The sequence below is a fragment of the Aeromonas piscicola genome (assembly GCF_000820005.1).
GTDB lineage: Bacteria > Pseudomonadota > Gammaproteobacteria > Enterobacterales > Aeromonadaceae > Aeromonas > Aeromonas piscicola.
On the sequence record NZ_CDBL01000091.1, the window covers coordinates 1 to 26,904 of the forward strand.

Below are 26,904 nucleotides of genomic sequence, written 5' to 3' on the forward strand. Positions count from 1 at the left end.
CGCAACATCCAGGATACCAACGAGACGCTCTTCTACCGTCTGCTGCACAACCACCTGACCGAGATGCTGCCGGTCATCTACACCCCGACCGTGGGCAAGGCGTGCGAGGAGTTCTCCAACATCTACCGCCGCGCCCGTGGCCTGTTCATCTCCTATCCGGACAAGGACAGGATCGATGACATGCTGCAAAACGCCACCAAGCAGAACGTCAAGGTGATCGTGGTCACCGACGGTGAGCGCATCCTGGGTCTGGGGGATCAGGGCATCGGCGGCATGGGCATTCCCATCGGCAAGCTGTCGCTCTACACCGCCTGTGGCGGCATCTCCCCGGCCTACTGCCTGCCGGTGGTGCTGGACGTGGGCACCAACAACCAGCAGCTGCTCAGCGATCCCTTCTATATGGGCTGGCGCAATCCGCGCATCTCCGGTGAAGAGTACGCCGAATTCGTCGACGCCTTCATCCAGGCGGTCAAGCGCCGCTGGCCGGAGATACTGCTGCAGTTCGAAGATTTCGCCCAGAACAATGCCATGCCGCTGCTCAATCGCTACAAGAATGAGCTCTGCTGCTTCAACGACGACATTCAGGGCACCGCCGCCGTGACCCTGGGCAGCCTGATCGCCGCTTGCAAGGCTTCCGGTGCAAAGCTCTCCGAGAAGCGGGTCGCCTTCCTCGGTGCGGGCAGCGCGGGCTGCGGCATCGCCGAGCAGATAGTGGCGCAGATGAAGGCCGAAGGGCTGACGGATGCCCAGGCCCGTGGCCGAGTCTTTATGGTGGACCGTTTTGGTCTCATTACCGACAAGATCCCCAACCAGCTCGATTTCCAGCGCCGCCTCTCCCAGCCGGTGGATCGCATCGCTGACTGGCCGGTGGGGGACAATATCTCCCTGCTGGAGGTGATGGAGCACGGTCGCCCGGACATACTGATCGGGGTCTCCGGCCAACCGGGCCTGTTCACCGAAGAGGTGGTCAAGACCATGCACAAGCACTGTGCCCGTCCCATCATATTCCCGCTCTCCAACCCCACCTCGCGGGTAGAGGCGACCCCAGCAGATCTCATCCGCTGGACCGACGGCCAGGCGCTGGTGGCGACTGGCAGCCCGTTTGCGCCGGTGGAGCACAAGGGCAAGCGCTACGTCATTGCCCAGTGCAACAACTCCTTCATCTTCCCGGGGATAGGCCTTGGCGTCATCGCCTCCGGCGCCACCCGGGTGACCGACGCCATGCTGATGTCGGCCAGCCGCGCGCTGGCGGAGTGTTCGCCGCTGGTGAAGGGGGCTGAAGGTTCCTTGCTGCCGGATCTGGCGGATATCCATCAGGTCTCCCGCTACATCGCCAAGATGGTGGCCAAGACCGCCATGTTGCAGGGCAAGGCGGTGCAGACTCCGGACGAGGTGATAGAGCAAGCCATAGAAGCGAACTTCTGGCGACCGGAATACCGCCGCTATCGCCGCACTTCCTTCTGATCCTCCGCGCAGGGGAAAAACAAAAGGGATGCCTCGGCATCCCTTTTTTGTGCACCTTTCACAGATTTCCCTTTCCGGTGCCCCTCTCACACGTCTGGCTGCTCTCTTCGTTGTTTGACGCGGCTTATTGCGCGGCTGGCTCTGCGACGGGGGCCTCGGAGGCACTCTGAGTGCCGGTGACCCTGACCTCTACCCGGCGATCCGGCCCCAGGCAGTCGATGAGCGCGGCCCTGGCCTTGATGGCATCACATTGGCTGCCGGTGACAGGGTTGCTCTCGCCATTGCCCTGGATGCTGACCTTGTCGGCGGGCAGGCCCTTGCCAATCAGGAAGTTGGCGACCGTGCTTGCGCGAGCCTCAGACAGCGCCTGGTTGTTGGCATCCGATCCGATACGGTCCGTGTGGCCCATCACCACGGCGCTGCCATCCTTGGGCTGCACCTCGACTATCTGCTGATAGAGCGACTCCAGTGCCTGCATTCCCTCGGGTTTCAGGTCCGCTTTGCCGAACGCAAACAGCACATCCGAGCTCAGGTTGAAGGTCTGGTCCACGGGCTCCGGTGCGGGCGGGGGCGGCGGGACGATCACAGGGGCCGCGACAGGCTCGACCGGTTTGCTGCGGTTGGGGTGGATCACCAGCTCCAGGGTGGCGGTGCTGATGTCGCTCACCCAGCGCTGGGTGCCACTGCCCAGCTTGTCGTTGTCGGGATCGTCGCCGACCCGGACCAGATAGCGGTAGCGCGCCTGGATATCGACCCAGTCGTGCAGTTTGGCGGTGAGGCCAAGGCCGGCCAGCGGTGCCAGGTTGTTGTCCCCGCCGTTGACGGACTTGACGTGGTAGATATAACCGCCACCCTCGGCAAATACCGAGAAGATGTCGCCAAGGGGCAAGCGGCCTATCACCGACAGGGTGGCCCCCTGGCTGCTGAAGTCATTGCCCTGCACGTCCCAGTCGCCGGTCGACAGGTAGCCAAGCTCGGCTCCCAGGTTCTCGGTGAAGTTGTAGCCGCCAAACAGGGAGAGTGCGGTGGCGTCCTTGCTCGCATCCTTGCCAAAATCACCCAGATCGTGGGCGATGGCCCAGCCGCCACCGACCCCAGCATACCAGTCGTTGTCCGGCGCCGCCTGTGCACCCGTGGTCGCCAATGCCAATGCAATCCAAACAGATTTCAGTCTTATGTTCATCGCGTATCCTCGTCGATGTTTGGTGTCGTAGAGCTCCAGCCCTGTTGTGTACAACCACCACTATTTATAGGCGATACAGGGTTTTTAACCACTGAGGTGGTATTTGGGAGCGCAACGGGCGAGAGGAGGTCACAAAACGAGGAGGGTGAGCGGTGTTCCCAAGGCAATGAAAAAGGAGGCCATCAGGCCTCCTTCATATGTCACTTGAGTGACTTACTGTTTCACTTCCTGTACGCCGGTGACGCGCACTTCAACGCGACGATCCGGGGCCAGGCAGGCGATCAGCTGTGCCTTGGCCTTGATGCCATTGCACTGGGTGCCGGTGACCGGGCTTGCTTCACCACGACCTTCGATGGCGACCTTGCCGGCAGGCAGACCCTTGCCGACCAGGAAGTCGGCCACGGTGCGGGCGCGGGCTTCGGACAGCTTCAGGTTGTAGGCGTCAGAACCGATGCGGTCTGTGTAGCCGACGACCACGGCGCTGCCATCTTTCGGCTGCACGTCGACGATCTGCTGATACAGGGTATTCAGCGCAGCAACCCCTTCCGGCTTCAGAGTGGATTTGCCAAAGGCAAACAGCACATCCGAGCTCAGGGCGAAGCTCTTGTCGACCACGACAGGCTCAGGTACCGGCTCGGGCGCTGGCGCAGCGACAGGTGCCACATAGGAGGTGCGATTCGGGTGCATCACCAGTTCCAGGGTGGCCACGCTCATGTTGGTTTCCCAGGTCTTCTGCTCATCACCCAGGTTCCACATGTAGCGGTAGCGGGCTTGCACATCGATGAGGTCGGAGAGCTTGGCGGTCAGGCCCAGACCGGCCAGCGGCGCAGTGCCGTTGTCGCTGCTGCCGTTGCCGTTGACGTGGTTGAAGTAGGCGCCGCCTTCTGCAAACACGGAGAAGATGTCATTCAGCGGCAGACGGGCAAGACCGGACAGGGTGGCACCCTGAGTCTTGAAGTCGACACCGTCGACGCCCGCTTTACCGGCATAGAGATAACCCAGCTCGGCAGCGTAGTAATCATTGAAGTTGTAACCACCAAACAGGGAGAGCGCGGTGGCGTCCTTGTCAGCGTCTTTGCCAAAGTCGTTCAGGTCGTGACCATAAGCCCAACCTGCGCCGATACCTGTGTACCAGTCGTTGGCTGCCTGAGCGGTGGAAGTTCCCATGGCCGCGATGGCCAGAGCAATCAGGGCGGGTGCCATTTTCATTTTCATCGTTTTATCCTCGTTGAGTTTGCCGTGCTAGGGCGTACTGCGCACTCTTCAGTTATACCGGTCGCAAGTGACAATTCAGCTGCGACCTCCATGGTGAACCACGGCTGGCTTGAATGAAAAAAGAGATGGTTCCTGGATACTCATGAAGTCTTGGCTTCATGGACAACTAACCGGACAAGAAGCACTTTTAATAGTTCATCCAATACCTTACAAGCGGGGTTACTGTATTCTTTTGACTCGCTTTGATCAAGTTTCTGTACAGATATCCAGCGGTAGTGCGGGTTGGAGCGAAAAAGCAGGCCGTGCGGGGGAGAGGGTTTGACAGAAAGGGTTTGACAGAAAGTGTCGTGTCTTGCTGCCTTCACCATCAATTAATAGAAGGCGGGAAAACAAAAGGGATGCCGTTGCATCCCTTTTTCGCATTATCTGAATAGAATCAGATTATTGCTGAACTTCTTGTACGCCAGAGACGCGAACTTCTACGCGACGATCCGGAGCCAGGCAGGAGATCAGCTGAGCTTTAGCCTTGACGGCGTTGCACTTGGTGCCAGTAACCGGGTTGGCTTCGCCACGACCTTCTACTGCAACCTTGCTGGCAGCCATACCCTTGCTTACCAGGAAGTTGGCAACGGTACGGGCACGAGCTTCGGACAGCTTCTGGTTGTAAGCGTCGGAACCGATGCGGTCGGTGTAACCAACGACAACAGCGTTGCCATCTTTCGGCTGGAATTCAACGATTTGCTGATACAGACCATTCAGGGCTGCAACGCCTTCCGGCTTCAGGCTGTCTTTGCCAAAGGCAAACAGCACGTCGGAGTTCAGCGCGAAGTTCTTCTCAACAACCTGCGGGGCAGGAGCCGGAGCTTCTTCAACAACAGGAGCCGGAGCCGGTGCTACGTAGGAAGAACGGAACGGGTGGTATACGGCTTCCAGGGTCGCAACGCTCTGGTTGGACTTGTAGCGTACGTCGTCGGCGTGCAGGTCAGCCACGTCCCACATGTAGCGGTAGCGAGCTTGCAGATCCAGCGCGTCGTTGACCTTGTAGGTCACGCCCAGGCCAGCCAGCGGGGATACTTTGGTATCGCTGGTGCCCATGCCATCGGTGTGAGCCCAGTAGGCGCCGCCTTCAGCGAAGGCAGAGAAGTCACCGCCCAGCGGCAGACGAGCGATACCGGACAGGGTGGCACCCTGGTTTTCGTAACGGTTGCCATCGGTGTTGCCACGGCCAGCGTACTGGTAGCCGAATTCGGTACCGAAGTTCTCGGTGAAGTTGTAACCAACGAAGGCGTTGGCAGCAGCCGCGTCTTCTTCGCCAGTATTCACGCCTTCGATCTTGTTCAGACCGTTGAAGTGGGCAGCACCGACACCGGCACCGAAGTAGATGTCGTCAGCGGCGTGAGCTGCAGTTGCACCCATGGCAGCCATAGCGATGGCGATCAGGGAAGGAGCCATTTTCATCATAAAAAAATCCTCGTTGAGATGGCACGTTGTTCACGTGCTTCGCACTTTTTAATTTATGTAAGCTGCAGGCTCTGCCGAACAACAGCGTTGAGTCTGGCAGGGATCCCGGTTCCATCCGGGAGGCACACATTCCTGGTGCACAAGCGAGCGGGTGGCAGCGTAAGCAATGCCTTCAACCCTTCACGAACAGCCGATGTCATTCCGATGACGTGGCGCACTCTATGCCGATTTCAAAACATGATCAAGCTCACACATAAGCCATATGGCAAATTGTGTCGTGTGGATAACTGGCTGTTTATCCAAATTAATTAGTGATCCAAATAGGCTCTGTGCAGCTTCTTTTCGAGTTTCATATAGGCCTGAACCCAGTCAGATTGCGCCATGGCGGGGGATTCCCTCGCCTGGAACACCGCCAGATAATCGGCCTCGGTTGCTTCGCACAGTAAGGGTGTGAAGCTGAGCAAAAAATGACGGGCAAGGTAGGGATCGAGGGGCCAGATGTTGAGGATGGCCCGCGCCACGGGCTGAACCGCAGCTGAACAGCGAAAATGGTGGTGGCCCGCTTCCAGCCAGAGCGCCATCTCGGCGAGCCCGCTTTCGGGCACCAGACCTCCGTCTCCCTGCTCGTTGGCAAGGGCAAGGCGGTGGCCGTTGCCGAGCAGCAGATGTCCGTCTTGTTGCAAGACGCCATCGTGACTGCGCAGGGTCAGCCCTGCTACTGGCTGTTCGAGAAACAGGCTGCTTTTGTCATCGAGCGCAGTCAAAACCGCTGCCGCCTGCTCATGCATGGCCGCAGGCAACCAGAAGGCTTCGGCGCGTGTCTGCTGGCCTTGCATCAACTGGCGGGTGAGTTCTGCATGGGTTGAAACTGGGTGTAAACAGGAGATTATGCCGGGGAGCGCCATGAGTTCCTACTCTTTAGGGATAGCTGGCGGATTATACGAGTTATTCCTGCAGCAACAATAAAGGTTTCTTTTCGAGACTGTTTACCTGAGGCGGTTGAGCGATTACCATCCCCGATGTTTGCAAGGGTTGTCGTCGAAAGACGCTTATTAAAGATAGAGACTCGACCATAACGAGTCCGTTCAAAACTGATACACTTGACTACGAGTCGTCGCGAAAAATAAAGGTGGAGTCAATCCGCCGTACGGAGTATGGAACAATATGAATTCAAATATCGTAACTGTTGGTAAGAAGATCCGTCAGATCCGTGAAGCGGTCGGTTTGAGCCGTCCCAAGTTTGCCGATCTGCTGGGCGTTCCCCCGACCACCCTGAAGAACTATGAACTGGGTTATCGTGAAGTAGGTGGCGCCTTCCTGGTGGCACTGGCGCATCACCCGGAGCTGCACAAGTTCACCCTCTGGCTGCTGGCTGACAAGAAAGTCGCCGAAATTGGCCAGATCGGTCCGGACGATATTGCCAAGGCTTGATTTAATTGGGCTTTGACAAAAATGCCGCCATTGAGGCGGCATTTTTTTATCCATCAAATAACCACTTCATTTAATTAAATTTGGCTAATTGTGCTCTCACCAAGGCTTTTCACGAAAATACCTTGGCAAGTCGGATTAATCCTCAGAAAATTCCTGCCCTAAAATCAGGGTTATCCTTCGCATGATGCGCACAGTGAGACAAGCATGAGTCAAACCATTCCCCTAGCCAGAGATGGCTTTACCAGTAAATTCGGTGTCCTTGCCGCCACCCTGGGTTCAGCCGTCGGGCTGGGCAATATCTGGAAATTTCCCTACCTGACGGGTGAAAACGGCGGCGCCGGTTTTCTGCTGGTCTATGTGATTGCCACCCTGCTGGTGGGGCTGCCGGTGATGATTTCCGAAATCATGCTGGGTCGCAAGGGCAAGGCCGATGCGGTGACCACCCTGAGCAAGCTGGGCCCCAAGGGACAGCCCTGGTGGCTGATCGCCCTGATGGGAGTGGTCGCGGCCTTCCTCATCATGTCCTTCTATTCCGAAGTGGCGGCCTGGGTGTTCGCCTATATCTTCAAGGCTATCAGCGGCGAGATACTGTCGACCGACCCTGCGGTCACGGGCGCGGCCTTCAATGCGCTCATCACCAATCCGCTGCAAAGCCTGCTCTGGCAATGGCTGGTGTTGGCGCTGATGGGAGGCATACTGCTGATGGGGGTTTCCAAGGGGATCGAAGCGGTCACCAAGAAGCTGATGCCGGTGCTCTTCATCCTGCTGCTGGTGATCGGCATTCGCAGTCTGACCCTGCCGGGGGCGAGTCAGGGTCTGCATTTTCTGTTCTCGCCAGACTTTTCCAAGATCACCGCCGGTGTGGTGCTGACCGCCATGGGGCTGGCCTTCTTCAAGCTCTCCATCGGCATGGGTTGCATGATGACCTATGGCAGCTACTTCCGGGATGATCAGAACATTCCGCTCACCACCTTCCGGGTGATGTGCGCCGATCTGTTCGTCTCCATGCTGGCGGGGATCGCCATCTTCCCGGCCGTGTTCGCATTCGGGTTCGAGCCCTCCGCCGGCCCCTCCCTGCTGTTCATCACCATTCCGGCTGTGTTTGCCAGCATTCCGTTCGGTCACCTGTTCATGGTGCTGTTCTTCGTGCTCTCCGCCATCGCGGCGACGGGCGCCATGCTCTCCATTCTGGAAGTGCCTGTCTCCGTGGTGTCCGAGCGTTTCCACATGAGCCGTCCCAAGGCCACTCTGCTCAACCTGCTGGTGCTGGGCGCGGTCGGTTCGACCTGCGCGCTCTCCAACAGTTCGCTGGCGGAGGTGCAGATCGCCGGCAAGACCTTCTTCGACCTGTTTGACTTCGTCTCTTCCAACGTATTGATGCCCCTTGGCGGTATCTTCCTCTGCCTGTTCGTGGGCTGGGTGTGGGGCTTTGAGCGGATGAAGGAGGCGCTGACCAATGGCGGTGAACTGGAGCTGGCCATCCTCAAGCCGCTGTTCTTCATCATCCGTTATGTGTCGCCGCTGCTGATCCTGGTCGTGATGCTCAAGGGGCTGGGGCTGTTCTGATGGCTTGCCCGTCACAAGAACGTAAAAAGAGCGCCGTTGGCGCTCTTTTTTTTATGGGCTCGTCAGGTTGGCACCCGGCGTCATATCAAACCGAGGCGGGAGAGCTCATCCTTGAGTTGCTCCATGTTGCGTTCGACACAGGCTTCCCCCTCGTTGATGGCATCGGAGGCCCGGTGGAAGTCCATGATGGAGAAGCTGCCAAGGCGCGGGCAGAGCTGGATCTCGGGGGGATCCCCCGCCATACGGGCGCGGGTGATGCGTTCCTGCATTATGTTGATGGAACCCGTCATCACGCTCCACATGCCCGGAGTGTTGGGGCCCTCACCGCGGTTGAACCACTGGCTGAAGCGGTTGCCGCTGACGGGTTCGTCCGGTTCGTCGGTCCAGGGCTGGTGCATGTCGGCGTTGAGGTTGACGGCGATCACCACCTCAGCCCCCATGGCGCGGGCCAGCGAAATGGGCACGGGGTTGACCACGGCGCCATCCACCAGCCAGCGATCCTCTACCAGGGTGGGGGTGAGTATACCGGGCATGCCACAGGAGGCGCGCACACACTGGCGCAGCGGGCCCTCTTTCAGCCAGATCTCGCGGCCGGTATCGAGCTCGGTGGCAACGCAGGCGAAGGGAATGGGCAGGCTCTCGATGACGGGATCACCGAGGTGATTGGCGGCGATGCCGAACACCTTTTCCCCGCGAAACAGCCCGCCGGAGAGGGCGGGGTCGAGCAGGCCGACGACCTGCAGCCGGCTGAAGCCGCGTACCCAGGACTCCAGTTTGTCCAGCTCGCCTGCGGCATAGGCTGCGCCGACGAAACTGCCGATGGAGCAGCCTGCCACCAGATCCGGTTTGACGCCGAGCCGCTCCAGCGCGCGTATGATGCCGATGTGCGCCCATCCTCGGGCAGCGCCACTGCCTAGAGCCAATCCCACGCGGGGTTTTCGTGACACTTTGTCTCTCCTGAGGTGAGTGAGGCGTTCAGCTTACCCGGTGTTTTTTGCGCCGTCATCCTGCCAGCGTTCGCTGCGATTGCGACCGTTGGCCTTGGCCTGGTAGAGCGCCACGTCCGCCCGGCGGATCGCCTCCTGCAGCTGTGTCTCGGGGGCGCAGTGGTGATAGCCCAGGCTGACGGTGACTGCCAGGGTGGGCGCAATCTCGTCCCACGGATGGCGGGCTATCTGCAGGCGCAACCGCTCGGCCAGCTGATCCAGCGGTTCGGATCCCTTGGCAACCAGCAGCAGAAATTCCTCGCCACCCCAGCGGATCAGGGCATCTTCTTTCCTCAGCAGAGGCTGGCAGAGTGTGACCAGCCGGATCAGCACCTGATCGCCAACTTCGTGACCAAAGCGGTCGTTGACCTGTTTGAAGTGATCGCAATCGAACATGACAACTCCGACTTTACGGGCTTTGGCTCGCAGATGAAGACGCTCGAATTCGTCGAAATAGTGGCGATTGTAGGCGGCAGTCAGGGCATCGTGACTGGATAGGTAGTCGAGCTGCCGGTTCAGACGACGGGCTTTGAGACTGGAGAGTGCCGCCCACACCATAAAGAGGATGGTGATCAGGGAAGGGAGTGAATGCCAGAACAGGGCCTGGGTTAGTGCGGTCAGCGGGATACGATGGATCAGGGTGAGTTGCGTATCAGGAATAGCCTGGACCAGTTGGAGGGCTCCTTGCCGCCACTGGTAGCCATGCCTGTCAGTCTGGAACTTTGGGAAAAAGTCAGCCCCCTGCGCGCTGCTGGCCAGGATCTGCTGGTGTTGGTTGACCAAAAACAGCGTGCCAATGGCGGGGGTGGATTCATGCAGCAGCCGATCGAGCCGCTCGAGCAGCACATCTATGCTGATGACCCCCACCAGCACCTGGTCCTTTACTATGGGTTGCGACAGGGAAATCATCTGGCCTTCCCCGGCAAAATCTTCGTAGGGGCGCGATACGATGGCGCGCTGGTTGGGGTTTTGCTGTTTCAGTGCATCCTGCCAGTAAGATTTGAGATAGATGGCGCGATGAAAGCGAAACTCGCTGGAGGGGATCCAGGGGTAGAGATAGATAAAGTCATCTACCCCGGTGAAGTAGAGCCAGGCAACCTTGTCTCCCAGCAGTTTGCTGGCGGTGGAGAGCAGGGGGGACAGACTGAGCGCCAGATGCAGTCTGGCTTCTCGCTCGCTGCCAGGGGCAGGCAGTCGGCCCAGCCCGGTCAGATTGCCGCTGAGCCCGGCGGGCAGGTTGGCGGGAACCTTGTCCAGCGAGAATCCCAGCTCAGGATCTGTGCGCAGGGCTTGATAAAGCTGGTAGGTCAGGGCGGACTGAGGATTGCTGCGCAGCCGCTCCTCGGCCTGACCACGCATGGCCTCGAGCACGGTTTCCATCTGCTGGAATTGGGATCGCAAACGGGCGGCCATGTTGAGGGTATCGCGCTCGTTGAGTTCGGTGACCTGTTTCAGAGTCTGATGGAAGGTGAGGGCAAGCAGCAGTATGACGAGGGTACCAAGTAGCCAGTGCTGGCTGCGTGTGACGATATGAATGCGTGGTGCTGGCATAGGCGGCCGGGCCTGATCTGGACTGGTTCGGTTCATCAGTTTAGGGCAGAACCATCAAAAACGTCTCCTGTGGCGACGATTTCGGTGATCTTCCACCGCTTCTGTTACGTTTTGTCACATTTATACATAGTCACGGCATAGTCAGGGGGTAACATTGTACCCATCATTGATGAAGTGCCCCCTTTTCTCTTAATTTCATGGATTGCTTGATGAAAATGCGTATGTGGCTGTCGATCGCCTGTCTCTCCCTGCTGATGTCGGGTGTCTGGTATTACCGTAACAATGAACCCGCCAGCAAACCCCAGCCCCGCCAGGTCAATATCAGGGCGCAGACGGTCAAGCAGAGCCTGGCCGAACCCACCATCAAGCTGGTGAGCAAGCTGGCCGCCAATCGCTCCGTGGTGATAAGCCCCGAGGTGACCGGCCGCATCGTCAAGATAGCGGTACGCTCCGGCCAGCAGGTCAAGCGGGGCGATACCCTGATCGCCCTGGATACGGGCAAGCAATTGGCGGAGCTTGCGGAGCAGAGCGCCAGCGTGCGCGATGAGGCCCGCAAGCTGCGGGACATGCGCCGGCTGGTGGCGCGCGGTGCCATCACCACCTCCGAGCTGGAAGGGCAGGAGGCCATAGTGGCCCAGGCCCAGGCCCGCGCCGATGCGGCCAAATACGAGTTGTCGCTGCGCACCCTGCAGGCACCGTTTGACGGCACCGTCAGCCTGATCGATCTCAGTGAAGGGGCCCTGGTCAACAGCGGCGATACCCTGCTTCATCTCGATGAGCTGGCCAAGCTGCGGCTCGATCTGGCGGTGCCGGAGCGCTATCTCTCCCTGCTGCGTCCCGGCATGGCGGTGACGGCAACCAGCTCGGCCTGGCCGGATCAAGCGTTCCGTGGCGTGCTGGAGACGCTCGACAGTCGGGTGTCCAACGATACCCAGAATATCAAGGCGCGGGTCATCATCCCCAATCCTGACGGACAGCTGCGCCCCGGCATGCTGCTCAACGTGGAGCTCTCCCTGCCGCCCCAGAAGATGACGCTGATCCCGGCCCAGTCGGTGGAGTATGCCGGCGAGCGGCGCTTCGTCTATCGCCTCGAGCCCGATGGCCGGGTCAAGCGTGTGCCCGTGGTGCTGGGGGATACCCATGGCGAGGAGGTGTGGGTCACCGAGGGCCTGAAGGTCGGCGATCGCATCGCGGTCGAGGGGCTGGTCAATCTGCGTGACGGTGCCAGCGTGCACGATCTGGCGGAGGTAAAAGGCTGATGTGGCTCTCCGACATTTCTGTACGCCGCCCGCTGGTGGCCGTGGTAGTGAGTGCCCTGCTGACCGTGTTCGGTCTGGTGGCCTTCAGCAAGTTGACGGTGCGGGAGATGCCGGACGTGCAGATCCCGTCCGTCTCCATCTCCACCACCTATGAGGGGGCGGCGCCAGCCGTCATGGAGAGTCAGGTTACCAAGCCCATCGAGGATCAGCTCTCCGGCATCAGCGGTATCAAGAACATCAACTCGGTGACCCGCAAGGGACGTTCCGTCATCACGGTGGAATTCAAGCTCGGCTGGAACATGGTGGAGGGTACCTCGGATGTGCGTGACGCCATCTCCCGTGCCCGCCCCAAACTGCCGGATGACGTGGATGAACCCATGGTCACCAAGGACAACGGCAACGGCGATGTGGCGGTCTGGCTCAACTTCAGCAGCACCCAGATGGACCGTACCGCCATGACGGACTACGCCAACCGCGTACTGGTCGATCCCCTTAGTCTGGTGGACGGGGTGAGCGAGGTGGCCCTCTCCGGCGATCTGACCCAGGTGATGTACGTGCGGCTGCGCCCCGCCGACATGGCGGCCCGTGGCATCACGGTGGCGGACGTGCAAGACGCCCTCAAGCGGGAGAACATAGAGCTGCCGGGCGGCGAAATTCGCAACAACAGCATGACGATGGCGGTGCAGATCGCCCGTCTCTACCACACGGCCGCCGATTTTCAGGCCTTGCAGGTGCGCACCGCCGACAACGGCCAGAGCATCTACCTGGCGGATATCGCCGACGTGGAGGTGGGCGCCAAGAACGAAGACAGTGCTTACCAGCGCAACGGCCGCGAGAGTTTGGGGATAGGCATAGTGGCCCAGTCCACTGCCAACCCGCTGGCGGTGGCGCAGGGGGTCGAACGCAAGATGGCCGATATGCAGCGCTTCCTGCCGGAAGGAGCCACCCTGGAAATTGACTACGACTCCACCATCTTCATCAAGCAGGCCATCGACGAGGTGTACGAGACGCTGGCCATCTGCGCCGTGCTGGTGGTGGCCGTGCTCTACCTGTTCCTGGGGCAGGGGCGTACCACCCTGATCCCGGCCATTACCGTGCCGGTGTCGCTCATCTCGGCCTTCATCGGTGCCTGGTATCTTGGCTTTTCCATCAACCTCATCACACTGCTGGCGCTGATCCTTGCCATCGGTCTGGTGGTGGATGACGCCATAGTGGTGGTGGAGAACATCCACCACCACCTGCAACGGGGCGAGCCACCGCTGCTGGCAGCCTGGCACGGCACCCGCGAGGTAGGTTTTGCCGTGGTGGCGACCACGGCCGTGCTGGTGATGGTGTTCGTGCCCATCGCCTTCATGGATGGCATGGTGGGGCGGCTCTTTACCGAGTTCGCCATTCTGCTCTCCCTGGCGGTGCTCTTCTCCTCCCTGGTGGCGCTGACTCTGACCCCGGCCATGGGCTCCTGGCTGATGCGCTCCGTCGACAAGCCCAACGTGCTGACGGCGTCGCTCGATCGCGGCCTCGGCTGGGTGGAGAAGCACTATCGCAATCTGCTGGGCTGGGTGCTGCGTCGTTCGGCCTGGACCCCGCTGGTGCTCTTGCTCTGCCTCGGCGGCATCGGTGCCCTGTTTGGCCAGCTGCCCACCAGTTTGACCCCGACCGAGGATCGGGGCGTGCTCTATGTGTTCGTGAAAGGGGCCGAGGGCACCAGTATCGAGCGTATGAAGCGCAACATGCAGCAGGTGGAGGCGGCCATCATGCCGCTGCTGGGCAAGGGGGTGGTGCAGGCCATGAGCTTCAGCACCCCGGCCTTCGGCCGTGGCGGCGATCAGACCGGGATGGCGATCATCCAGCTCACCGACTGGGCCGAGCGGGATGAAACCGCCACCGAGTTTGCCCAGTCCCTGAGCGGGCGGCTGGCCGGCATTCCCGATGTGATGATCCGCACCTTCCAGCCGGGCTTTCGCGGTGGTTCCACCGCCGCCGTCCAGTTCGTGCTGCAGGGCTCGGACTATGCCGAGCTCTATCAGCAGGGGCTGGCCCTGAAAGAGGCGGCGGCCCAGAGTGGCCTGATGGTGACGCCGGATCTCGACTACGCCGAGAAGACCCCCGAACTGCAGGTGACCATAGAGCGGGACAGAGCCAGCCAGCTCGGCATTCCGGTGTCGACCGTGGCCAGCTCGCTGCAGGCCCTGCTCGGCGGCGTCAGCCAGACCACCTATGTGGACAGGGGCGAGGAGTATGACGTCTATCTGCGCGCCAATCAGCGTGACTTCAACGGCGTGTCCGATCTCAGCCGTATCTATCTCAAGGCCGCCAGTGGCGAGATGGTGAGTCTCTCCACCCTGGCAACCGTCACCCAGGTGGCGAGCCCGCAGCGGCTCAACCACTACCAGCGGCAGAAGGCGGTGACCCTCACCGCCGATCTGGCGCCGGATCGTACCCTGGGCGAGGCACTGGACTTCCTCGACGGTTGGGCCAGCGCCAATCTGCCGAGCGGCATGACGGTGGATTACGCCGGTGAGTCCAAGGATTATCGCGACAACCAGGGCGAGATGGTGATGGTGTTCGCCCTGGCCCTGCTGGTGGTCTATCTGGTGCTGGTTGCCCAGTTCGAGAGCATGCTGACCCCGGCTGTGGTGATGGTGACGGTACCACTCGGCATCTTCGGCGGTCTGCTCGGCCTCTGGCTGACGGGGCAGGAGATGAGCATCTACAGCCAGATCGGCATGATCATGCTGATCGGCATGGTGACCAAGAACGGCATCCTGATCGTGGAGTTCATCAATCAGCTGCGCCAGCGTGGCGAGGCCTTCGATGACGCCATCATAGCCGGCTCGGTGCGCCGTCTGCGTCCCATACTGATGACCTCGCTGACCGCCATTATCGGCGCCGTACCGCTGATGGTCTCCATGGGGGCGGGTTACGAGAGCCGGATGGCGGTGGGGACTGTGGTCTTCTTCGGGCTCTCCTTGGCGACCCTGGTGACCCTGGTGATGGTGCCTGCCATCTATCATTTGTTGGCCAAACGGGCGGGCATGACGGGGGCGCGAGATCTGCTGGTGGACGAGGCGCTGGCAGCCCAGTCGGCGGTCAAGAGTCAGGACAAACCGGCGGCCTGATACCTACACCCATATAGGTGAAAGACGCAGAAAGCGGATGGTATCACGGCAGCCGGCGGTTAATATGTAGCCAGTTTTAACGTTGAGGTGAGCTATGTTGCCATCTGCTATCTATGAGCCGCTGCCTTTTGCCTATATGGGCAGCGGTTTGCTGTTGCTGGGGATTGCCGATCAACCGGGTCTGCTGCTGGCCGGGCTGGCGTTCTATCTGGCCGGCTCCCTGGCCTGGTTCAGACGCAGTGCCCATAGGCGCATCGACAAGCCACTCCCTGCCCGCAAGCAGGGCTGGCCGCTGTGGCTCTACGAGAGCCGCCCGTTCGCGCTGATCTTGTTGGGTTTGCTGATGCTGCGCCTCGCGACCCACCCCATCTTCCTGGCGCCAGCCCTGGTCTGGTGTCTGCTCGGGGGTTATCAGCTGCTGCAGCGCCATTACAGCCGCATAGTGCTGGCCCGCGTCCTGGCCTGATCCCGTTCAACCCGTGTTATTGAGGCGAGCCCGTCACTGGCTCGCCTTTTCCTCGTGCTCTGTAGGGGCAAAAAGCCATCGCCGCCGCTTCGCTCTGCCGGTATAATGCGCGACCCGAATTGTTCCAGGTGTTCAAAATGCAGCCGGTTACCCACCTTTTCTCCTATCCCCGCTACTGGGCCGAGTGCTACGGCACTGCGCCCTTCCTGCCCATGTCCAGAGCGGAGATGGACAAACTCGGCTGGGACAGCTGTGACATAGTCCTGGTGACCGGTGACGCCTATGTGGATCACCCGAGTTTCGGCATGGCGGTGATCGGCCGCATGCTCGAATCCCAGGGTTTTCGGGTCGGCATCATAGCCCAGCCGGACTGGTCATCGAAGGATGACTTCATGCGTCTGGGCAAGCCCAACCTCTTCTACGGGGTGACCGCGGGCAACATGGATTCCATGATCAACCGCTACACCTCCGACAAGAAGCTGCGCCACGACGACGCCTACACCCCGGGCGATGTGGGAGGCAAGCGGCCGGATCGCGCGACCCTGGTCTACACCCAGCGCTGCAAGGAGGCCTTCAAGGAGGTCCCCGTGGTCATAGGCGGCATAGAGGCATCGCTGCGCCGCATCGCCCACTACGACTACTGGTCCGAGACCATACGCCGCTCCATCCTGCTCGACGCCAAGGCCGACATCCTCATCTATGGCAACGCCGAGCGGCCGCTCATCGAGGTGGCGCACCGCATCGCCAACGGCGAGACCATGGAGACCATGCAGGACATTCGCGGCACCGCCGTGATCCGCAAGGAGCCGCTGCCCGAGTGGCGCGGGGTGGATTCCAGCAAGCTGGATCAGATCGGCCGCATCGACCCCATCATGAACCCCTATATGGAAGGGGCGCCCTGCTCGGATGACGAGGGTACGGCGCCGGTGGAGCAGGAGGCCAAGCCGGTATTGGTGCAGCCGCCCAAGCAGAAGCCATGGGAAAAAACCTATGTGAAGCTGCCGGCGTTCGAGCGGGTGAAGGAAGACAAGGTGCTCTACGCCCATGCCTCGCGCATCCTGCACCACGAGACCAACCCGGGCTGCGCCCGCGCGCTCTCCCAGGCCCACGGTGATCGCATCGTCTGGGTCAACCCGCCCGCCTTCCCGCTGGAAACCGACGAGATGGACGGCGTGTTCGGCCTGCCGTATCAGCGGGTGCCGCACCCGGCCTATGGCAAGGAGAAGATCCCGGCCTACGAGATGATCAAGACCTCGGTCAACATCATGCGCGGCTGCTTCGGCGGCTGCTCCTTCTGCTCCATCACCGAGCACGAGGGGCGCATCATCCAGAGCCGCTCGGAAGAGTCGATCATCAAAGAAATTGAAGAGATCCGCGACAAGGTGCCGGGCTTCACCGGTGTCATCTCGGATCTGGGCGGACCCACCGCCAACATGTACAAGCTGCGCTGCAAGAGCCCCAGGGCCGAGCAGACCTGTCGCCGTGCCTCCTGCGTCTGGCCGACCATCTGCCCGCACATGGATACCGACCATACCCCGACCATCAACCTCTATCGCAAGGCGCGGGATGTGAAGGGGATCAAGAAAATCCTGATCGCCTCCGGGGTGCGCTACGACATAGCGGTGGAAGATCCGCGCTATATCAGGGAGCTGGCCAAGTACCACGTCGGCGGCTACCTCAAGATTGCCCCCGAGCACACCGAGGAGGGCCCGCTCTCCAAGATGATGAAGCCGGGCATGGGCAGCTACTACAGCTTCAAGGAGCTGTTCGACAAGTATTCCAAAGAGGCGGGCAAGCAGCAGTACCTGATCCCCTACTTCATCTCCGCCCACCCGGGCACCACGGATGAAGACATGGTGAACATGGCGCTCTGGGTCAAGACCAACAACTTCAAGCTCGATCAGGTGCAGAACTTCTACCCGTCACCGCTCGCCAACGCCACCACCATGTATTACACCGAGAAAAACCCCCTCAACAAGGTGAGTCGCCAGGGCGGGGATGTGTTCGTGGTGAAAGGGGAACGCCGCCGTCGCCTGCACAAGGCGCTGCTGCGCTACCACGATCCGGCCGGCTGGCCCATGATCCGCGAAGCCTTGCTGGAAATGGGCAAGGGTCACCTGATCGGCAATGGCCCCAACTGCCTGGTGCCGCCGGAAGGGCGTGGCGAGGCGGTGGCCTCGCGCAGCATCAACAAGGGGCTGAAACCGGCCCTGACCCGCCACAGCAACATAGTCCATCAGCGTGGCAATGGGGCTGGCAAGGGTGCCTCTGCCGGTAAGGGCGCAGTGGCTGCCGCCTCGCAAGGCAAGGCTCGCAACGATACCCCTGCCGCCAGCAAGGGCGGCAAGGCGGGCAATGGCAAGCCGGTAGGCTCCCAGCTCCCTAAAGGGGCGGGTGGCAACGGCAAGCCAGCTTCCCAAGGCGCAGGTCAGGGCAAGCCCGCAGGGCAGGGGAAACCCGTGCACAAGGGTAAAGCCCCGACCCGCGCCGGCTCTGCCAAACCCGCTACTCAGGGCGGCAAGCCTGCCGCAAAAGGCAACGGCACCAAGCGACCGGCTCGGTGAGTTTGCTGATTGGAAAGCGATGGAAATAAAAAGGCGACCGGATGGTCGCCTTTTTATTGGTTGAATATAGACGGTGTAACTATTTCATTACCTATGACGTGCTATATAGTGAGATACTTCTTAATCTCAAACTGTACTAAATCATCTTGTTTTTTAAGATATTCTATAAAAGAGCTGTTAACAGACACATGTCCGAAAGCATCGATCTCTATGTTATTGATTTGTCCGTCCAACTCAAATTTTCTTATTATTGCACCACTTAACCCAAGTCTTGTTAAATTAGTGCTAGTTTTCTTTACAGTACCATAAATAAACATATTGTATTCATCATTTGATACAATGCCAAACTCTTTTAATATGGCCACATACTCATTTAATTTATATGAAAGAAAGTCACTTTCCATTTTTATTTTAACTAGAGCTAAATTTACCAACTCCTTTTTATTTTTAGTCGATAAATCAATGTAGGTTGTTGTGCCACTAGTGCCGCCATCTCTGTTAACTTCACCATATGACCTCCCAATATAAAATAAGTTATTGCCGGTATCAGTTGCATTCTTATAAAAATATTTAACGGTCGAATTAATGTGTTCTTTTAGAGTTAATATGTGAATGTTTTTGACGAACGACCTATAATAATTTCGTGCTTTTTCATTTTTAAGACGAGCAAATGATGGGTCAAGAATTTGACTATCAAAATTAAATATAAAAATGTGATATATCTTATCTATTGTGTCTAGCTCAGTAAAGTTAGGCTGCATTTTTATACTTTTAACTCTACTGGCGATCTCATCAAATGCAAGATCTGGGTAAATATATGCTAAATGCAATCCTGACTCAAAAAATAGAATCTTCAATCTCTCTAGTTCTGAGTTTGGTAGTTCAGTTAGGAAATTCTCTCTTTCAATGATGGATAAAGAATTTTCTTTTGTTTTTGTAGCGGATTCGACAGCATCTAGACTAGTTGATGTATCAATTATGTTTTCAAACTTTGCGATGTCAAAATTTAGCAATGTTGGATTTTTAACTTCGTCGTTATTAATGTGTCCAGCTTTTAGCTCCTTAATTTTATTACTCATATTACTGTTCTTTCTATTGAACTCTTCGGTGTTAATAAAATGAACAGAGGGCTTGAGTTTAGAAAGGTCAGCAGTATCACCACTAAATACTTCATTCAGTCTGTTTACTCTACCAATAAGATTGGTTAGTTCTTTTGCACCTAAAGAGTGAGTGTTTAAAATGTATAAGTTATCTATCGGTAAATTAACGCCTTCAAGAATTACTGAATTTGCAACTATAAAATTCAGCTCTTTAATAGTACGGAATTTAAACTCCAAATATTCTTTTATCAGGTCGGGAAGTTTTCCATGAATATAGAGCATGCCCCTTTTAACTAACTCAACACAGTAAAAGTCTTCATGTACATTCTTAGATATAATCTGGGCTAATTCTTCCAGTTCTTTAGTACTCGAAAGTTCCAATGTATTTGCTAAAAGCCCTGCAAACTCTTCAACTTTTTTGGGCGCTCTTAGATAAACAAAGTTTTTATTTTTTGCATTGGAATAAATATAAGGAAAAATCAAGAGGTTTTCTTTATGTGGAAAAAATTCATTAATAAAGCGATTGTATTTATATACGCAACCATTCAATCTAAATTCGCTGATGTCTGGCTCTTTAATGTTAAATTGAATTTTTCTTGTTTCTATCCTTTGCTGCTCTTCAAATTTTAAGTTATTACTATCATTTATCAGTGGCGAGAAGTAATAGATATTAGAGTCCGGTTTTCTTATTCTGACTCTACGAATTAGGCGGCTTAATAAAATGCTCCTAGATGATGACTCAAAGAGATTATGAGCCTCATCAATTAACAGAACATCAACTTGCATATGATTTTGGCTTTTTAAAAGTCGAAGTGCTCGCTCTTGAGTAAATACAGCTATGAAATGCTCTTCACCATCATACATTTCATCATGGAAAATAACTTTTCTGTTTGTAAAGAAGGAGCTTATTAATTTGTAAGTTTGAGTAAGTAATGATTTCGTGGGGACGATAATGAAAATTTTCCCTGATTTTATATTTTTTATAAGTTCAACCATCATTGCACTTTTACCAAATGATGTTGGCGCTATATAGCAATTATCATTTGCGCTACTATCAATCAATTGGTTTCTATATTTCTTTTGTTCTAGAGTTTCTGTTATGTCGTTATATTTGAATTTTCTAAGACCATTAGCTACAAGATCATGAGAAAAATTATTTTCAATAAAATTCTTATCTATAATGAACTTAGAAATAGGATAAAATCCTAAGTTAGTACTTAGGTCAAATAATGGAATATAATCGTTGCTTTGTAGTGAGTACGATAGTATTAAAAAGTATCCAAACTCCAAGAAAGAGATTTTTCTTCGATCTCGTTCAAACTCTTTAATTAGAAGAATAGCAACTGATAACGCATATGTGCTTTCCTCCTCACTTAAGTTAATATTTTTAGCAAATTTTTCATTTATCGTATAAAAGCGAGAATCTTTACTTAACCAAGTCAAAGTATCTGAATTGCTCACTATTCACCTCTAAGATATAATAGGAATGAATTATAACTTGCCTTTGTTATACAGATAGCTTTTGTTGACTTAGCTGTTAATGATTCAAAAAAAACATCATCAGCCATCAATATTTCCTGAGAAAAATTGGAATCCCATCCACTCATCAAAAAAATACTTGAGCATGGGATTATATTAAACTTATCTACTTTTCCATACTCACCATTATCAAATAAGTCTGACAATTCTTTAATTTTTTTTCTAATCGTTTTTCTGGTACCTACATCGGTGTGGCATGCGTGGTTATAAGCGTTTCTCCATGGGTTATTTTTGCTTTTTTTACTATTGCCAGCTATGACAGATGATATGTCATTGTATGCTTCTTTGATTTTACTCTTGTGACTAATAGCTTCTGTAGAAGACAACCCTGATTTACTTTCAACGAGATATTCTTCTGTATCACTAGAAAAGAATCCATCGAATCCTTTTTTTATTGATCCTTCCTCAAGATTGAAAAATAGAAACTCTTGCTTTAATTTAATTTGTCTTAAATATAGATGAACAAAAAACTCTGCGACTGCTCCTATTTTAGTTCGTTCATCCTTGGTCTCTAGAAATCGGAGAAAGTTAGACTTCACTAAATTCAAATTAGAGTCACTATCTCCCTCACATATTTTGACTAAGTGATCATCTATTTGCTGAGTAATTTCTGGTGTTAAATTAATGAAATCTAATACATGTAATTCAACATTGTTAGAAAATATTTTTATTTCAGGAATAATCAAAATTAAACCCTTACTTAAGAAATCTGGGACACCCATCTTCCTGAGCGAGGCGTAATGCCACTGAACCTCACGCTACCGCCCGTGGATTGCAGCTTCCAATATGCTCCATTGACCAGCGAGGGCAGCAACCCATCGCAGCTCAACAGGTTCTGGACGGCTATGGTAAGCCAAACGAAGCTGCTCAGGCGAGCATCAGAACTGATACAACCATCAGAAAATCATCATTTTTTGAACTGCGTCATCAAAGCGCTTAAGCAGGTGCGATAAAGGCGGGCAAGCAGGTGCGGCTTTGCTATCTTGTTCGGCCTATGGATAAGGGGAGGGGCTGAATGGCCGGCTCCCTTGCACAGGAGCAATAGATGGCGGTGAAAGCCAAATCCAGAAGAGAGAAGGTGGGCAGCGGGCTGGGGCTGCTGCTCGGGATCCTTATTTTCAATCTGATTGCCTACCAGTTTGTTGAGACAAAAGCGCTCTCCGAGACCAACCGAATGATAGGGGCCATTGTCAGCGCCCTGCTCTGCTCCGAGCTGGGTGCCAGAGTGGGCAAATGGTTGGATCGCAGAGAGCAATCTTAGCGGGATTTCCCGAGTCATCCTGCAAACGGCTGTCACCTGGCCATAGGGCAGCAAAGCGTTTCGCTTTATCGCCCCTTATTGCCACACTTCCTGCCCCTTGGTATTGAGCAGGGTGTGAAACAGATAGTGATCGTCCCGATCGTAATAGACGGTAATGGTATGGCGCTGGGTGTAATCCGCCGCCACGCCAGCCACCGTCATCGGTATCAGGATCAGCTCCCCCAGCCCCATTGTCACGGCGCTCGCCGTGGCCTGGCCATTGCCGTCAGCGCGCTTGTGGATCTTGCCGAGCACGGTAAAGCGATCGCAACCCTGCACATTATCCTCGGTCAGAAAGGCGGCCTGCTGACAAAGCTGGGGATCTCCCAGTTCGGCGCGAATGGTCGTGCGGGTCTCCCCCTGTGCCAGGGTATTGCGAAAGCGCCCCGAGTAGTGATCGATGGCGGCGGCGCAGCCGCCCAGCAGCAATGGGAGCACGAGCAGTAACGGACGAGAGAAGCGCGTGAGTTGGTTCATAAGGGCAAAGCTCCATTATCCCGCAAAGGGTGAGCCATCTTCACCGCGCCGCTTGGGTTCGCTGCGATGCAAAAAGGTGGTCAGGGTATCGCGCGGCGGCGTGATGCCGCACTGCACCAAAATCCGCCCGATAGCCCCCCTGTGATAACCGCCGTGAGTCACCAGATGCAGCAGCATCTCCTCGCGGCTCATCTGCCCCCTGTCGCCATCGACAAAGCGAAACGAGAGCGGGGTTGCACCCTCTTGCGGGCTGAGGGTCGCGACGTAATCCACCAGCCAGTTATCCAGTGCCGTGACCGAGCTGCGCAGCGCCGCCAGGGTCGGCGTCTCCGGGGTATTGGTGGCACTGAAGCCGTGGGACTCCCCAAGCAGATTGGCCTTGAAGATGGCATCGACCACATGGATATGGTTGAAGATCCGAAGGCAGGTGTGGTGGGCCTCGCCATATTGCTGCGCGTCCAGCGTGGCGATCGCATCCAGCAGCTCGCCATCGGCCCAACGCTTGTAGTGAAAGAGGGATTGCAGCGTCTTGTTGCTCATCGGTTCCTTGTCCCTATGTCTCCTGAAAGTGGGGCATGTTAGCCAAAACAGGCTCAATACGAAACCCATTCTGTCGCTGCTCTGGCTCTTGCCATACAAAAAGCCCCGAGAGCGGGGTGCTTTCGGGGAAGAGGAAAATCATCGACAAGGAATTACAAAGGCAGTGGGGTCAGACCTGAACGGGATCAGGCATCGACATAGAGCACCTGACCGGTAATAAAGCCATCGACGGAGCGTTCAAACGCCTTGCCGACCAGGGTGCCCGGCACCGGCTGGAAGCCGGGCATCATTTCGCCATACACGTCCCACGCCTCTTCCAGTACGGTCGGGTTGACCACATTGATGCGAATGCCGCGGGGCAGCTCGTGGGCCACGCACTGGACAAAGGTATCGATGGCGCCGCTGGTGGTGGCATCGGCAATGGCCAGCGGGATCGGCTTGATATTGAGGATGCCGGAGATCAGGGTGAAGGAGCCGCCCTGATTGATGTAGTTGAGGCCGACATTGACCAGATTGATCTGGCCCATCAGCTTGCTCTGGATAGTGGTTTGCCACTGCTCGTCGCTCATCTCGCTGAAGTGGGCGTACTCGCAAAATCCTGCGGTATTGACCACCGCATCGAAGGATCCCACGTTCTGGTAGAGCCGCTCTATAGACTCCTTGCTGGTGATATCCACCTGAAAATCACACCCCTCGCCGGAGCGGCTGGCGGTGATCACCTTGTGCTTGCCCAGACCGCTGAGGGCGGCTTGCCCCATTTTCCCCTGAGCACCAATCAGAATGACAGTTTTCATCGTTAACCTCGCTTTGCTGGAAGAGCTGCAAGGTTAGAGAGCCACTGATACAATGTAAATCATGTGTAACTTGTATGTGATACAACTTTAATTGGTGGGGTGAGGGTGGAGAAGATCGATATCAGGCAGATGCGGGTGTTGGTGCTGCTGGTCAGATACAAGAGTGTGTCGCGGGTGGCCGAGCTGATGGAAATCTCCCAGCAGGGGGTGAGCAGCCATCTGAAAAAGCTGCGCGACGCCTTTCCCGCCGAGCTGTTTATCCGCCAGAGCGCCGGATTGCAGCCGACCGACTACGCCTGCGAGCTGGCCGACAAGTTTGAGCAGATCCTGGCCGACATCGACGGGGTCTTTGTGGCCGAGCCCTTTGATCCGGCCAGCAGCCAGCGCACCTTCAGGGTGATGGCCAACGAGTATGCCCAGCTCGCCATTATCCCAAGGTTGGCGAGCGCCCTGCGACGTCAGGCGCCCTCCATCCGGCTCGATGTGGTGGACTTTCAGGCCGAGCTGCATCTGGACGCGTTGGCCAGCGGCGAAACAGATCTGGTGATTGGCTTTGATGCCTATATCGACCCGGGGTTGCTGCGCACTACCCTGCGCCGGGATCACTACTGCTGCGTGCTGCGCCAGGACTCCCGATATCTTCGGGATAATGCCCAGCCGCAGGATATGGCGGCCATCCCCTTTGTGCAGTTCGCCAACAGCGTTGGCAACTTCGAAGGGCAGATGAGCCCGCAGCAGGTCGCCAGCGCGGCGGTGGCGACGCTCCCCTGTTACACCTCGCTGCAAGCCTTCATGTCGGTCAATGACGTGGCAGCCTGCATTCCGTCGGCCATCGCTGCCCTCGGGGATTTTCGCACCGTGGCGATGGCCGGGGCGCCACAGCCATTCGAGGTGGTGATCGGCAGACACCGCAAAAGTCAGGGCAATCTGGCCATCGAGTGGATGGCCGGGGTGATTAAGTCGGTCAGCGCCCTTGCGCCCAGATAAAGCCGCCGTTTGCAGAGAAAGGCCAGCGTCAGCAGCGTGGTAACGGCAGGCTGGATCTGAGGGGGAAATCCTGCGATGGTGCGGGCAGTTAGCCGGTTATCCACTTATCCAGTGATCGAGTGACAAGGAGTACCCATGCGCATTGCCCTGATTGGCCTCGGCGATATCGCCCAAAAAGCCTATCTGCCGCTGATTGCCAGCGACGAGCGGGTCACCCCGCTGCTCTGCACCCGCAATCCGGCGGTGCTGGGCAAGCTCTCTCGCCAGTACCGGATCGCCGAGTGCTTCACCGAGGTGGATGCATTGTTGGCGAGCCGCCCGGATGCCGTGATGATCCACGCTGCCACCTCGGTGCACTTCGCGCTGGCCCGCCAATGCCTGCAAGCGGGCATTCCCACCTTTGTCGACAAGCCGCTCTGCTTTGATTACGCCGAGGTGGAGGCGCTCACCAACCTCGCCATGGCGCAGGACTGCCCGCTGTTTGTCGGCTTCAACCGCCGCTATCTGCCCGCCATGTGTGCCGCCCGTACAGATAATCAGCCGCTCACCGAGCTCAACTGGCAAAAGCACAGACACGCCCTGCCGGGGCTGCCACGCCAGTTCCTGTTCGACGACTTTATCCATGTGCTTGACAGCCTCTGCTTCTATGGCGGCGCACCGGAGGGGGAGCTGCATGCTGTATTGCGGCGAAGTTCCCAGCAGCCCGAGCTGCTGGCCGGGGTGAGCGTCGCCTGGCAAAGCGGGCAGGTGGCGGTGAGCGGCAGCATGAACCGCAGCGCAGGCATCACGGAGGAGCGTGTCGATGCCTATGGCGACAACCTCTCCCTGCACCTGGAGAACTGCACCCGGGGCACGATTGCCCGAGACAAAACCGTGCAGACCCTGGCACCGGACGACTGGCAGCCGGTGCTGGCCCAACGGGGCTTCGTGGCTATGCTCGATCACTGGTATCGGCAAATCGAGATGGGCAAGGCCGATGGGACTCTGATCGAGAGCTATCTGCACGGCCATCGACTGGCCGAGCGGCTGGTGGTGCTGGCGGACTGACCCTTCTTCTGCGCCTGTGGCGCCTGATTTGGCGGGCCCGCACGGGTGAAGGAACAGGCAGACCACTGTACAAGATGGCGGATCCCTGCGCAGTCAGCCGGCGAGGGCGCCGCCGCGCGAGCCAAGCGGACGCTTGTTTGCTATCTTGGCGGCCATGAACTGCCTTCAGAGCAACAGAGTGTCATGAGCATTGTTTTGGGAATGGAGCCGGGCCCCCGGCTCACGGGTGATGAGGCTGTGAGCCGCCCCCAGGCCAGCATGGCGGAGCGGCCATGAGCATTATTCTGGGGATAGATCCCGGTTCGCGCATCACAGGCTACGGCGTCATCCGCATAGTCGCAGGCAAGGCGGAGTATCTGGGCTCCGGTTGCATTCGTACCGACCTGGGCGAGCTGCCGTCCCGCCTCAAGCAGGTGTATGACGGGGTGAGCGAGATCATCACCCAGTTCAAGCCCGACGAGTTCGCCATAGAGCGGGTCTTCATGGCGCGCAACGCCGATTCTGCCTTGAAGCTGGGTCAGGCCAGGGGCAGCGCCATAGTCGCGGCGGTCAATGCCCTGCTGCCGGTCAGCGAATACTCGGCGACCCAGATCAAGCTGGCGGTGGTGGGCACGGGCGGCGCGGCCAAGGAGCAGGTGCAGCACATGGTGACCCATCTGCTCAAGCTGTCGGCCACGCCTCAGGCGGATGCGGCGGATGCGCTGGGGGTGGCACTCTGCCACTTCCATACCCGCCAGAGCCTGATCAAAATGGCGGGGCGGGCCACCAGCTCGGTGCGCGGCCGCTATCGCTGAACCCTGCCGACGCTGACTGCGTCTGAGGACTAATGTGAGAGGAGGGCGCCCGGGCGCCCTC

Annotated in this window: 22 protein-coding genes; 11 read left to right on the forward strand and 11 right to left on the reverse strand. The window is 57.1% G+C overall.

What is annotated here, in order from left to right; all coding sequences use genetic code 11:
• Nucleotides 1-1,464, forward strand: a 1,464-nt coding sequence (locus BN1128_RS23905; protein WP_042873644.1) for an NAD-dependent malic enzyme, incomplete at its 5' end; no start/stop codon positions are given.
• A gap of 124 nt (nt 1,465-1,588) precedes the next feature.
• Here BN1128_RS23905 and BN1128_RS23910 read toward each other — a convergent pair.
• From BN1128_RS23910 to BN1128_RS23925, 4 genes are all read right to left on the reverse strand, one after another.
• Nucleotides 1,589-2,647 (reverse strand): OmpA family protein, encoded by a 1,059-nt coding sequence (locus BN1128_RS23910; RefSeq protein WP_042873646.1) that lies wholly within the window; start codon nt 2,645-2,647, stop codon nt 1,589-1,591.
• Between the two features lie 213 nt (nt 2,648-2,860).
• Nucleotides 2,861-3,862 (reverse strand): porin OmpAII, encoded by a 1,002-nt coding sequence (gene ompAII, locus BN1128_RS23915; protein ID WP_042873649.1) that lies wholly within the window; start codon nt 3,860-3,862, stop codon nt 2,861-2,863.
• A gap of 441 nt (nt 3,863-4,303) precedes the next feature.
• On the reverse strand, nt 4,304-5,323 hold the full coding sequence (ompA, locus tag BN1128_RS23920) for a porin OmpA (RefSeq protein ID WP_042873650.1): 1,020 nt from the start codon (nt 5,321-5,323) through the stop codon (nt 4,304-4,306).
• 308 nt (nt 5,324-5,631) lie between these two features.
• Nucleotides 5,632-6,228, reverse strand: coding sequence for a hypothetical protein (locus BN1128_RS23925; RefSeq protein ID WP_042873652.1), 597 nt, complete (start codon nt 6,226-6,228; stop codon nt 5,632-5,634).
• Nucleotides 6,229-6,487: 259 nt separating this feature from the next.
• Here BN1128_RS23925 and BN1128_RS23930 point away from each other — a divergent pair, with 259 nt between their 5' ends.
• The gene (locus BN1128_RS23930) at nt 6,488-6,754 is read left to right on the forward strand and encodes a helix-turn-helix domain-containing protein (RefSeq protein WP_005298604.1); all 267 of its coding nucleotides are present in this window, start codon (nt 6,488-6,490) and stop codon (nt 6,752-6,754) included.
• 204 nt (nt 6,755-6,958) lie between these two features.
• Nucleotides 6,959-8,320 carry a sodium-dependent transporter gene (locus BN1128_RS23935; RefSeq protein WP_042873655.1) on the forward strand — a complete coding sequence of 454 codons (1,362 nt, stop codon included), beginning with the start codon at nt 6,959-6,961 and terminating at the stop codon, nt 8,318-8,320.
• A gap of 80 nt (nt 8,321-8,400) precedes the next feature.
• Here BN1128_RS23935 and rssA read toward each other — a convergent pair whose 3' ends face one another.
• Both rssA and BN1128_RS23945 read right to left on the reverse strand, forming a co-directional pair.
• The gene (gene rssA, locus BN1128_RS23940) at nt 8,401-9,267 is read right to left on the reverse strand and encodes a patatin-like phospholipase RssA (RefSeq protein WP_042873657.1); all 867 of its coding nucleotides are present in this window, start codon (nt 9,265-9,267) and stop codon (nt 8,401-8,403) included.
• A gap of 33 nt (nt 9,268-9,300) precedes the next feature.
• Entirely contained in the window at nt 9,301-10,857 is a 1,557-nt protein-coding gene (locus BN1128_RS23945; RefSeq protein ID WP_042873684.1) for a sensor domain-containing diguanylate cyclase, read from the reverse strand.
• A gap of 209 nt (nt 10,858-11,066) precedes the next feature.
• Between BN1128_RS23945 and BN1128_RS23950 the strand changes: the two genes are divergently transcribed.
• From BN1128_RS23950 to BN1128_RS23965, 4 genes are all read left to right on the forward strand, one after another.
• On the forward strand, nt 11,067-12,116 hold the full coding sequence (locus BN1128_RS23950) for an efflux RND transporter periplasmic adaptor subunit (protein WP_042873659.1): 1,050 nt from the start codon (nt 11,067-11,069) through the stop codon (nt 12,114-12,116).
• Nucleotides 12,116-15,235: an efflux RND transporter permease subunit gene (locus BN1128_RS23955; protein WP_042873661.1), complete on the forward strand. Its 3,120-nt coding sequence runs from the start codon at nt 12,116-12,118 to the stop codon at nt 15,233-15,235. Before BN1128_RS23950 ends, BN1128_RS23955 begins: the two co-directional genes overlap by 1 nt.
• Before the next feature lie 94 nt (nt 15,236-15,329).
• Nucleotides 15,330-15,701 carry a hypothetical protein gene (locus BN1128_RS23960; protein ID WP_042873663.1) on the forward strand — a complete coding sequence of 124 codons (372 nt, stop codon included), beginning with the start codon at nt 15,330-15,332 and terminating at the stop codon, nt 15,699-15,701.
• Between the two features lie 137 nt (nt 15,702-15,838).
• Nucleotides 15,839-18,265, forward strand: a complete 2,427-nt coding sequence (locus BN1128_RS23965; RefSeq protein ID WP_042873666.1) for a YgiQ family radical SAM protein — start codon at nt 15,839-15,841, stop codon at nt 18,263-18,265.
• A 101-nt stretch (nt 18,266-18,366) separates the two neighbouring features.
• Here BN1128_RS23965 and BN1128_RS23970 read toward each other — a convergent pair whose 3' ends face one another.
• Together BN1128_RS23970 and BN1128_RS25070 are read right to left on the reverse strand one after the other, a co-directional pair.
• Complete coding sequence (locus BN1128_RS23970; protein ID WP_082030543.1) at nt 18,367-20,826, reverse strand: DEAD/DEAH box helicase; 2,460 nt, start codon at nt 20,824-20,826, stop codon at nt 18,367-18,369.
• The gene (locus BN1128_RS25070) at nt 20,826-21,626 is read right to left on the reverse strand and encodes a Hachiman antiphage defense system protein HamA (RefSeq protein WP_209428619.1); all 801 of its coding nucleotides are present in this window, start codon (nt 21,624-21,626) and stop codon (nt 20,826-20,828) included. Before BN1128_RS25070 ends, BN1128_RS23970 begins: the two co-directional genes overlap by 1 nt.
• Before the next feature lie 323 nt (nt 21,627-21,949).
• Between BN1128_RS25070 and BN1128_RS23975 the strand changes: the two genes are divergently transcribed.
• Entirely contained in the window at nt 21,950-22,165 is a 216-nt protein-coding gene (locus BN1128_RS23975; protein WP_042873670.1) for a hypothetical protein, read from the forward strand.
• A gap of 75 nt (nt 22,166-22,240) precedes the next feature.
• On the opposite strand, the gene BN1128_RS23980 is transcribed toward BN1128_RS23975, so the two are convergent.
• From BN1128_RS23980 to BN1128_RS23990, 3 genes are all read right to left on the reverse strand, one after another.
• Nucleotides 22,241-22,681 (reverse strand): hypothetical protein, encoded by a 441-nt coding sequence (locus tag BN1128_RS23980; protein WP_042873672.1) that lies wholly within the window; start codon nt 22,679-22,681, stop codon nt 22,241-22,243.
• A gap of 15 nt (nt 22,682-22,696) precedes the next feature.
• Nucleotides 22,697-23,221, reverse strand: coding sequence for a DinB family protein (locus BN1128_RS23985; RefSeq protein ID WP_042873675.1), 525 nt, complete (start codon nt 23,219-23,221; stop codon nt 22,697-22,699).
• 185 nt (nt 23,222-23,406) lie between these two features.
• A complete protein-coding gene (locus BN1128_RS23990; RefSeq protein ID WP_042873677.1) occupies nt 23,407-24,015 on the reverse strand; it encodes a short chain dehydrogenase in 609 nt (202 codons plus the stop codon).
• A gap of 105 nt (nt 24,016-24,120) precedes the next feature.
• Here BN1128_RS23990 and BN1128_RS23995 point away from each other — a divergent pair, with 105 nt between their 5' ends.
• From BN1128_RS23995 to ruvC, 3 genes are all read left to right on the forward strand, one after another.
• Nucleotides 24,121-25,002 carry a LysR family transcriptional regulator gene (locus BN1128_RS23995; protein WP_042873678.1) on the forward strand — a complete coding sequence of 294 codons (882 nt, stop codon included), beginning with the start codon at nt 24,121-24,123 and terminating at the stop codon, nt 25,000-25,002.
• A gap of 135 nt (nt 25,003-25,137) precedes the next feature.
• Nucleotides 25,138-26,049: a Gfo/Idh/MocA family protein gene (locus BN1128_RS24000; protein WP_042873680.1), complete on the forward strand. Its 912-nt coding sequence runs from the start codon at nt 25,138-25,140 to the stop codon at nt 26,047-26,049.
• Between the two features lie 272 nt (nt 26,050-26,321).
• Nucleotides 26,322-26,843 (forward strand): crossover junction endodeoxyribonuclease RuvC, encoded by a 522-nt coding sequence (gene ruvC, locus BN1128_RS24005; RefSeq protein ID WP_042873682.1) that lies wholly within the window; start codon nt 26,322-26,324, stop codon nt 26,841-26,843.
• Nucleotides 26,844-26,904 lie beyond the last annotated feature (61 nt).

Bases quoted from the DNA above. Each gene is read 5' to 3' on its own strand.
- BN1128_RS23910 (WP_042873646.1), bottom strand. From the start codon at position 2,647: ATGAACATAAGACTGAAATCTGTTTGGATTGCATTGGCATTGGCGACC.
- ompAII (WP_042873649.1), bottom strand. From the start codon at position 3,862: ATGAAAATGAAAATGGCACCCGCCCTGATTGCTCTGGCCATCGCGGCC.
- ompA (WP_042873650.1), bottom strand. From the start codon at position 5,323: ATGATGAAAATGGCTCCTTCCCTGATCGCCATCGCTATGGCTGCCATG.
- BN1128_RS23925 (WP_042873652.1), bottom strand. From the start codon at position 6,228: ATGGCGCTCCCCGGCATAATCTCCTGTTTACACCCAGTTTCAACCCAT.
- BN1128_RS23930 (WP_005298604.1), top strand. From the start codon at position 6,488: ATGAATTCAAATATCGTAACTGTTGGTAAGAAGATCCGTCAGATCCGT.
- BN1128_RS23935 (WP_042873655.1), top strand. From the start codon at position 6,959: ATGAGTCAAACCATTCCCCTAGCCAGAGATGGCTTTACCAGTAAATTC.
- BN1128_RS23945 (WP_042873684.1), bottom strand. From the start codon at position 10,857: ATGCCAGCACCACGCATTCATATCGTCACACGCAGCCAGCACTGGCTA.
- BN1128_RS23950 (WP_042873659.1), top strand. From the start codon at position 11,067: ATGAAAATGCGTATGTGGCTGTCGATCGCCTGTCTCTCCCTGCTGATG.
- BN1128_RS23955 (WP_042873661.1), top strand. From the start codon at position 12,116: ATGTGGCTCTCCGACATTTCTGTACGCCGCCCGCTGGTGGCCGTGGTA.
- BN1128_RS23960 (WP_042873663.1), top strand. From the start codon at position 15,330: ATGTTGCCATCTGCTATCTATGAGCCGCTGCCTTTTGCCTATATGGGC.
- BN1128_RS23965 (WP_042873666.1), top strand. From the start codon at position 15,839: ATGCAGCCGGTTACCCACCTTTTCTCCTATCCCCGCTACTGGGCCGAG.
- BN1128_RS25070 (WP_209428619.1), bottom strand. From the start codon at position 21,626: ATGGGTGTCCCAGATTTCTTAAGTAAGGGTTTAATTTTGATTATTCCT.
- BN1128_RS23975 (WP_042873670.1), top strand. From the start codon at position 21,950: ATGGCGGTGAAAGCCAAATCCAGAAGAGAGAAGGTGGGCAGCGGGCTG.
- BN1128_RS23980 (WP_042873672.1), bottom strand. From the start codon at position 22,681: ATGAACCAACTCACGCGCTTCTCTCGTCCGTTACTGCTCGTGCTCCCA.
- BN1128_RS23985 (WP_042873675.1), bottom strand. From the start codon at position 23,221: ATGAGCAACAAGACGCTGCAATCCCTCTTTCACTACAAGCGTTGGGCC.
- BN1128_RS23990 (WP_042873677.1), bottom strand. From the start codon at position 24,015: ATGAAAACTGTCATTCTGATTGGTGCTCAGGGGAAAATGGGGCAAGCC.
- BN1128_RS24000 (WP_042873680.1), top strand. From the start codon at position 25,138: ATGCGCATTGCCCTGATTGGCCTCGGCGATATCGCCCAAAAAGCCTAT.
- ruvC (WP_042873682.1), top strand. From the start codon at position 26,322: ATGAGCATTATTCTGGGGATAGATCCCGGTTCGCGCATCACAGGCTAC.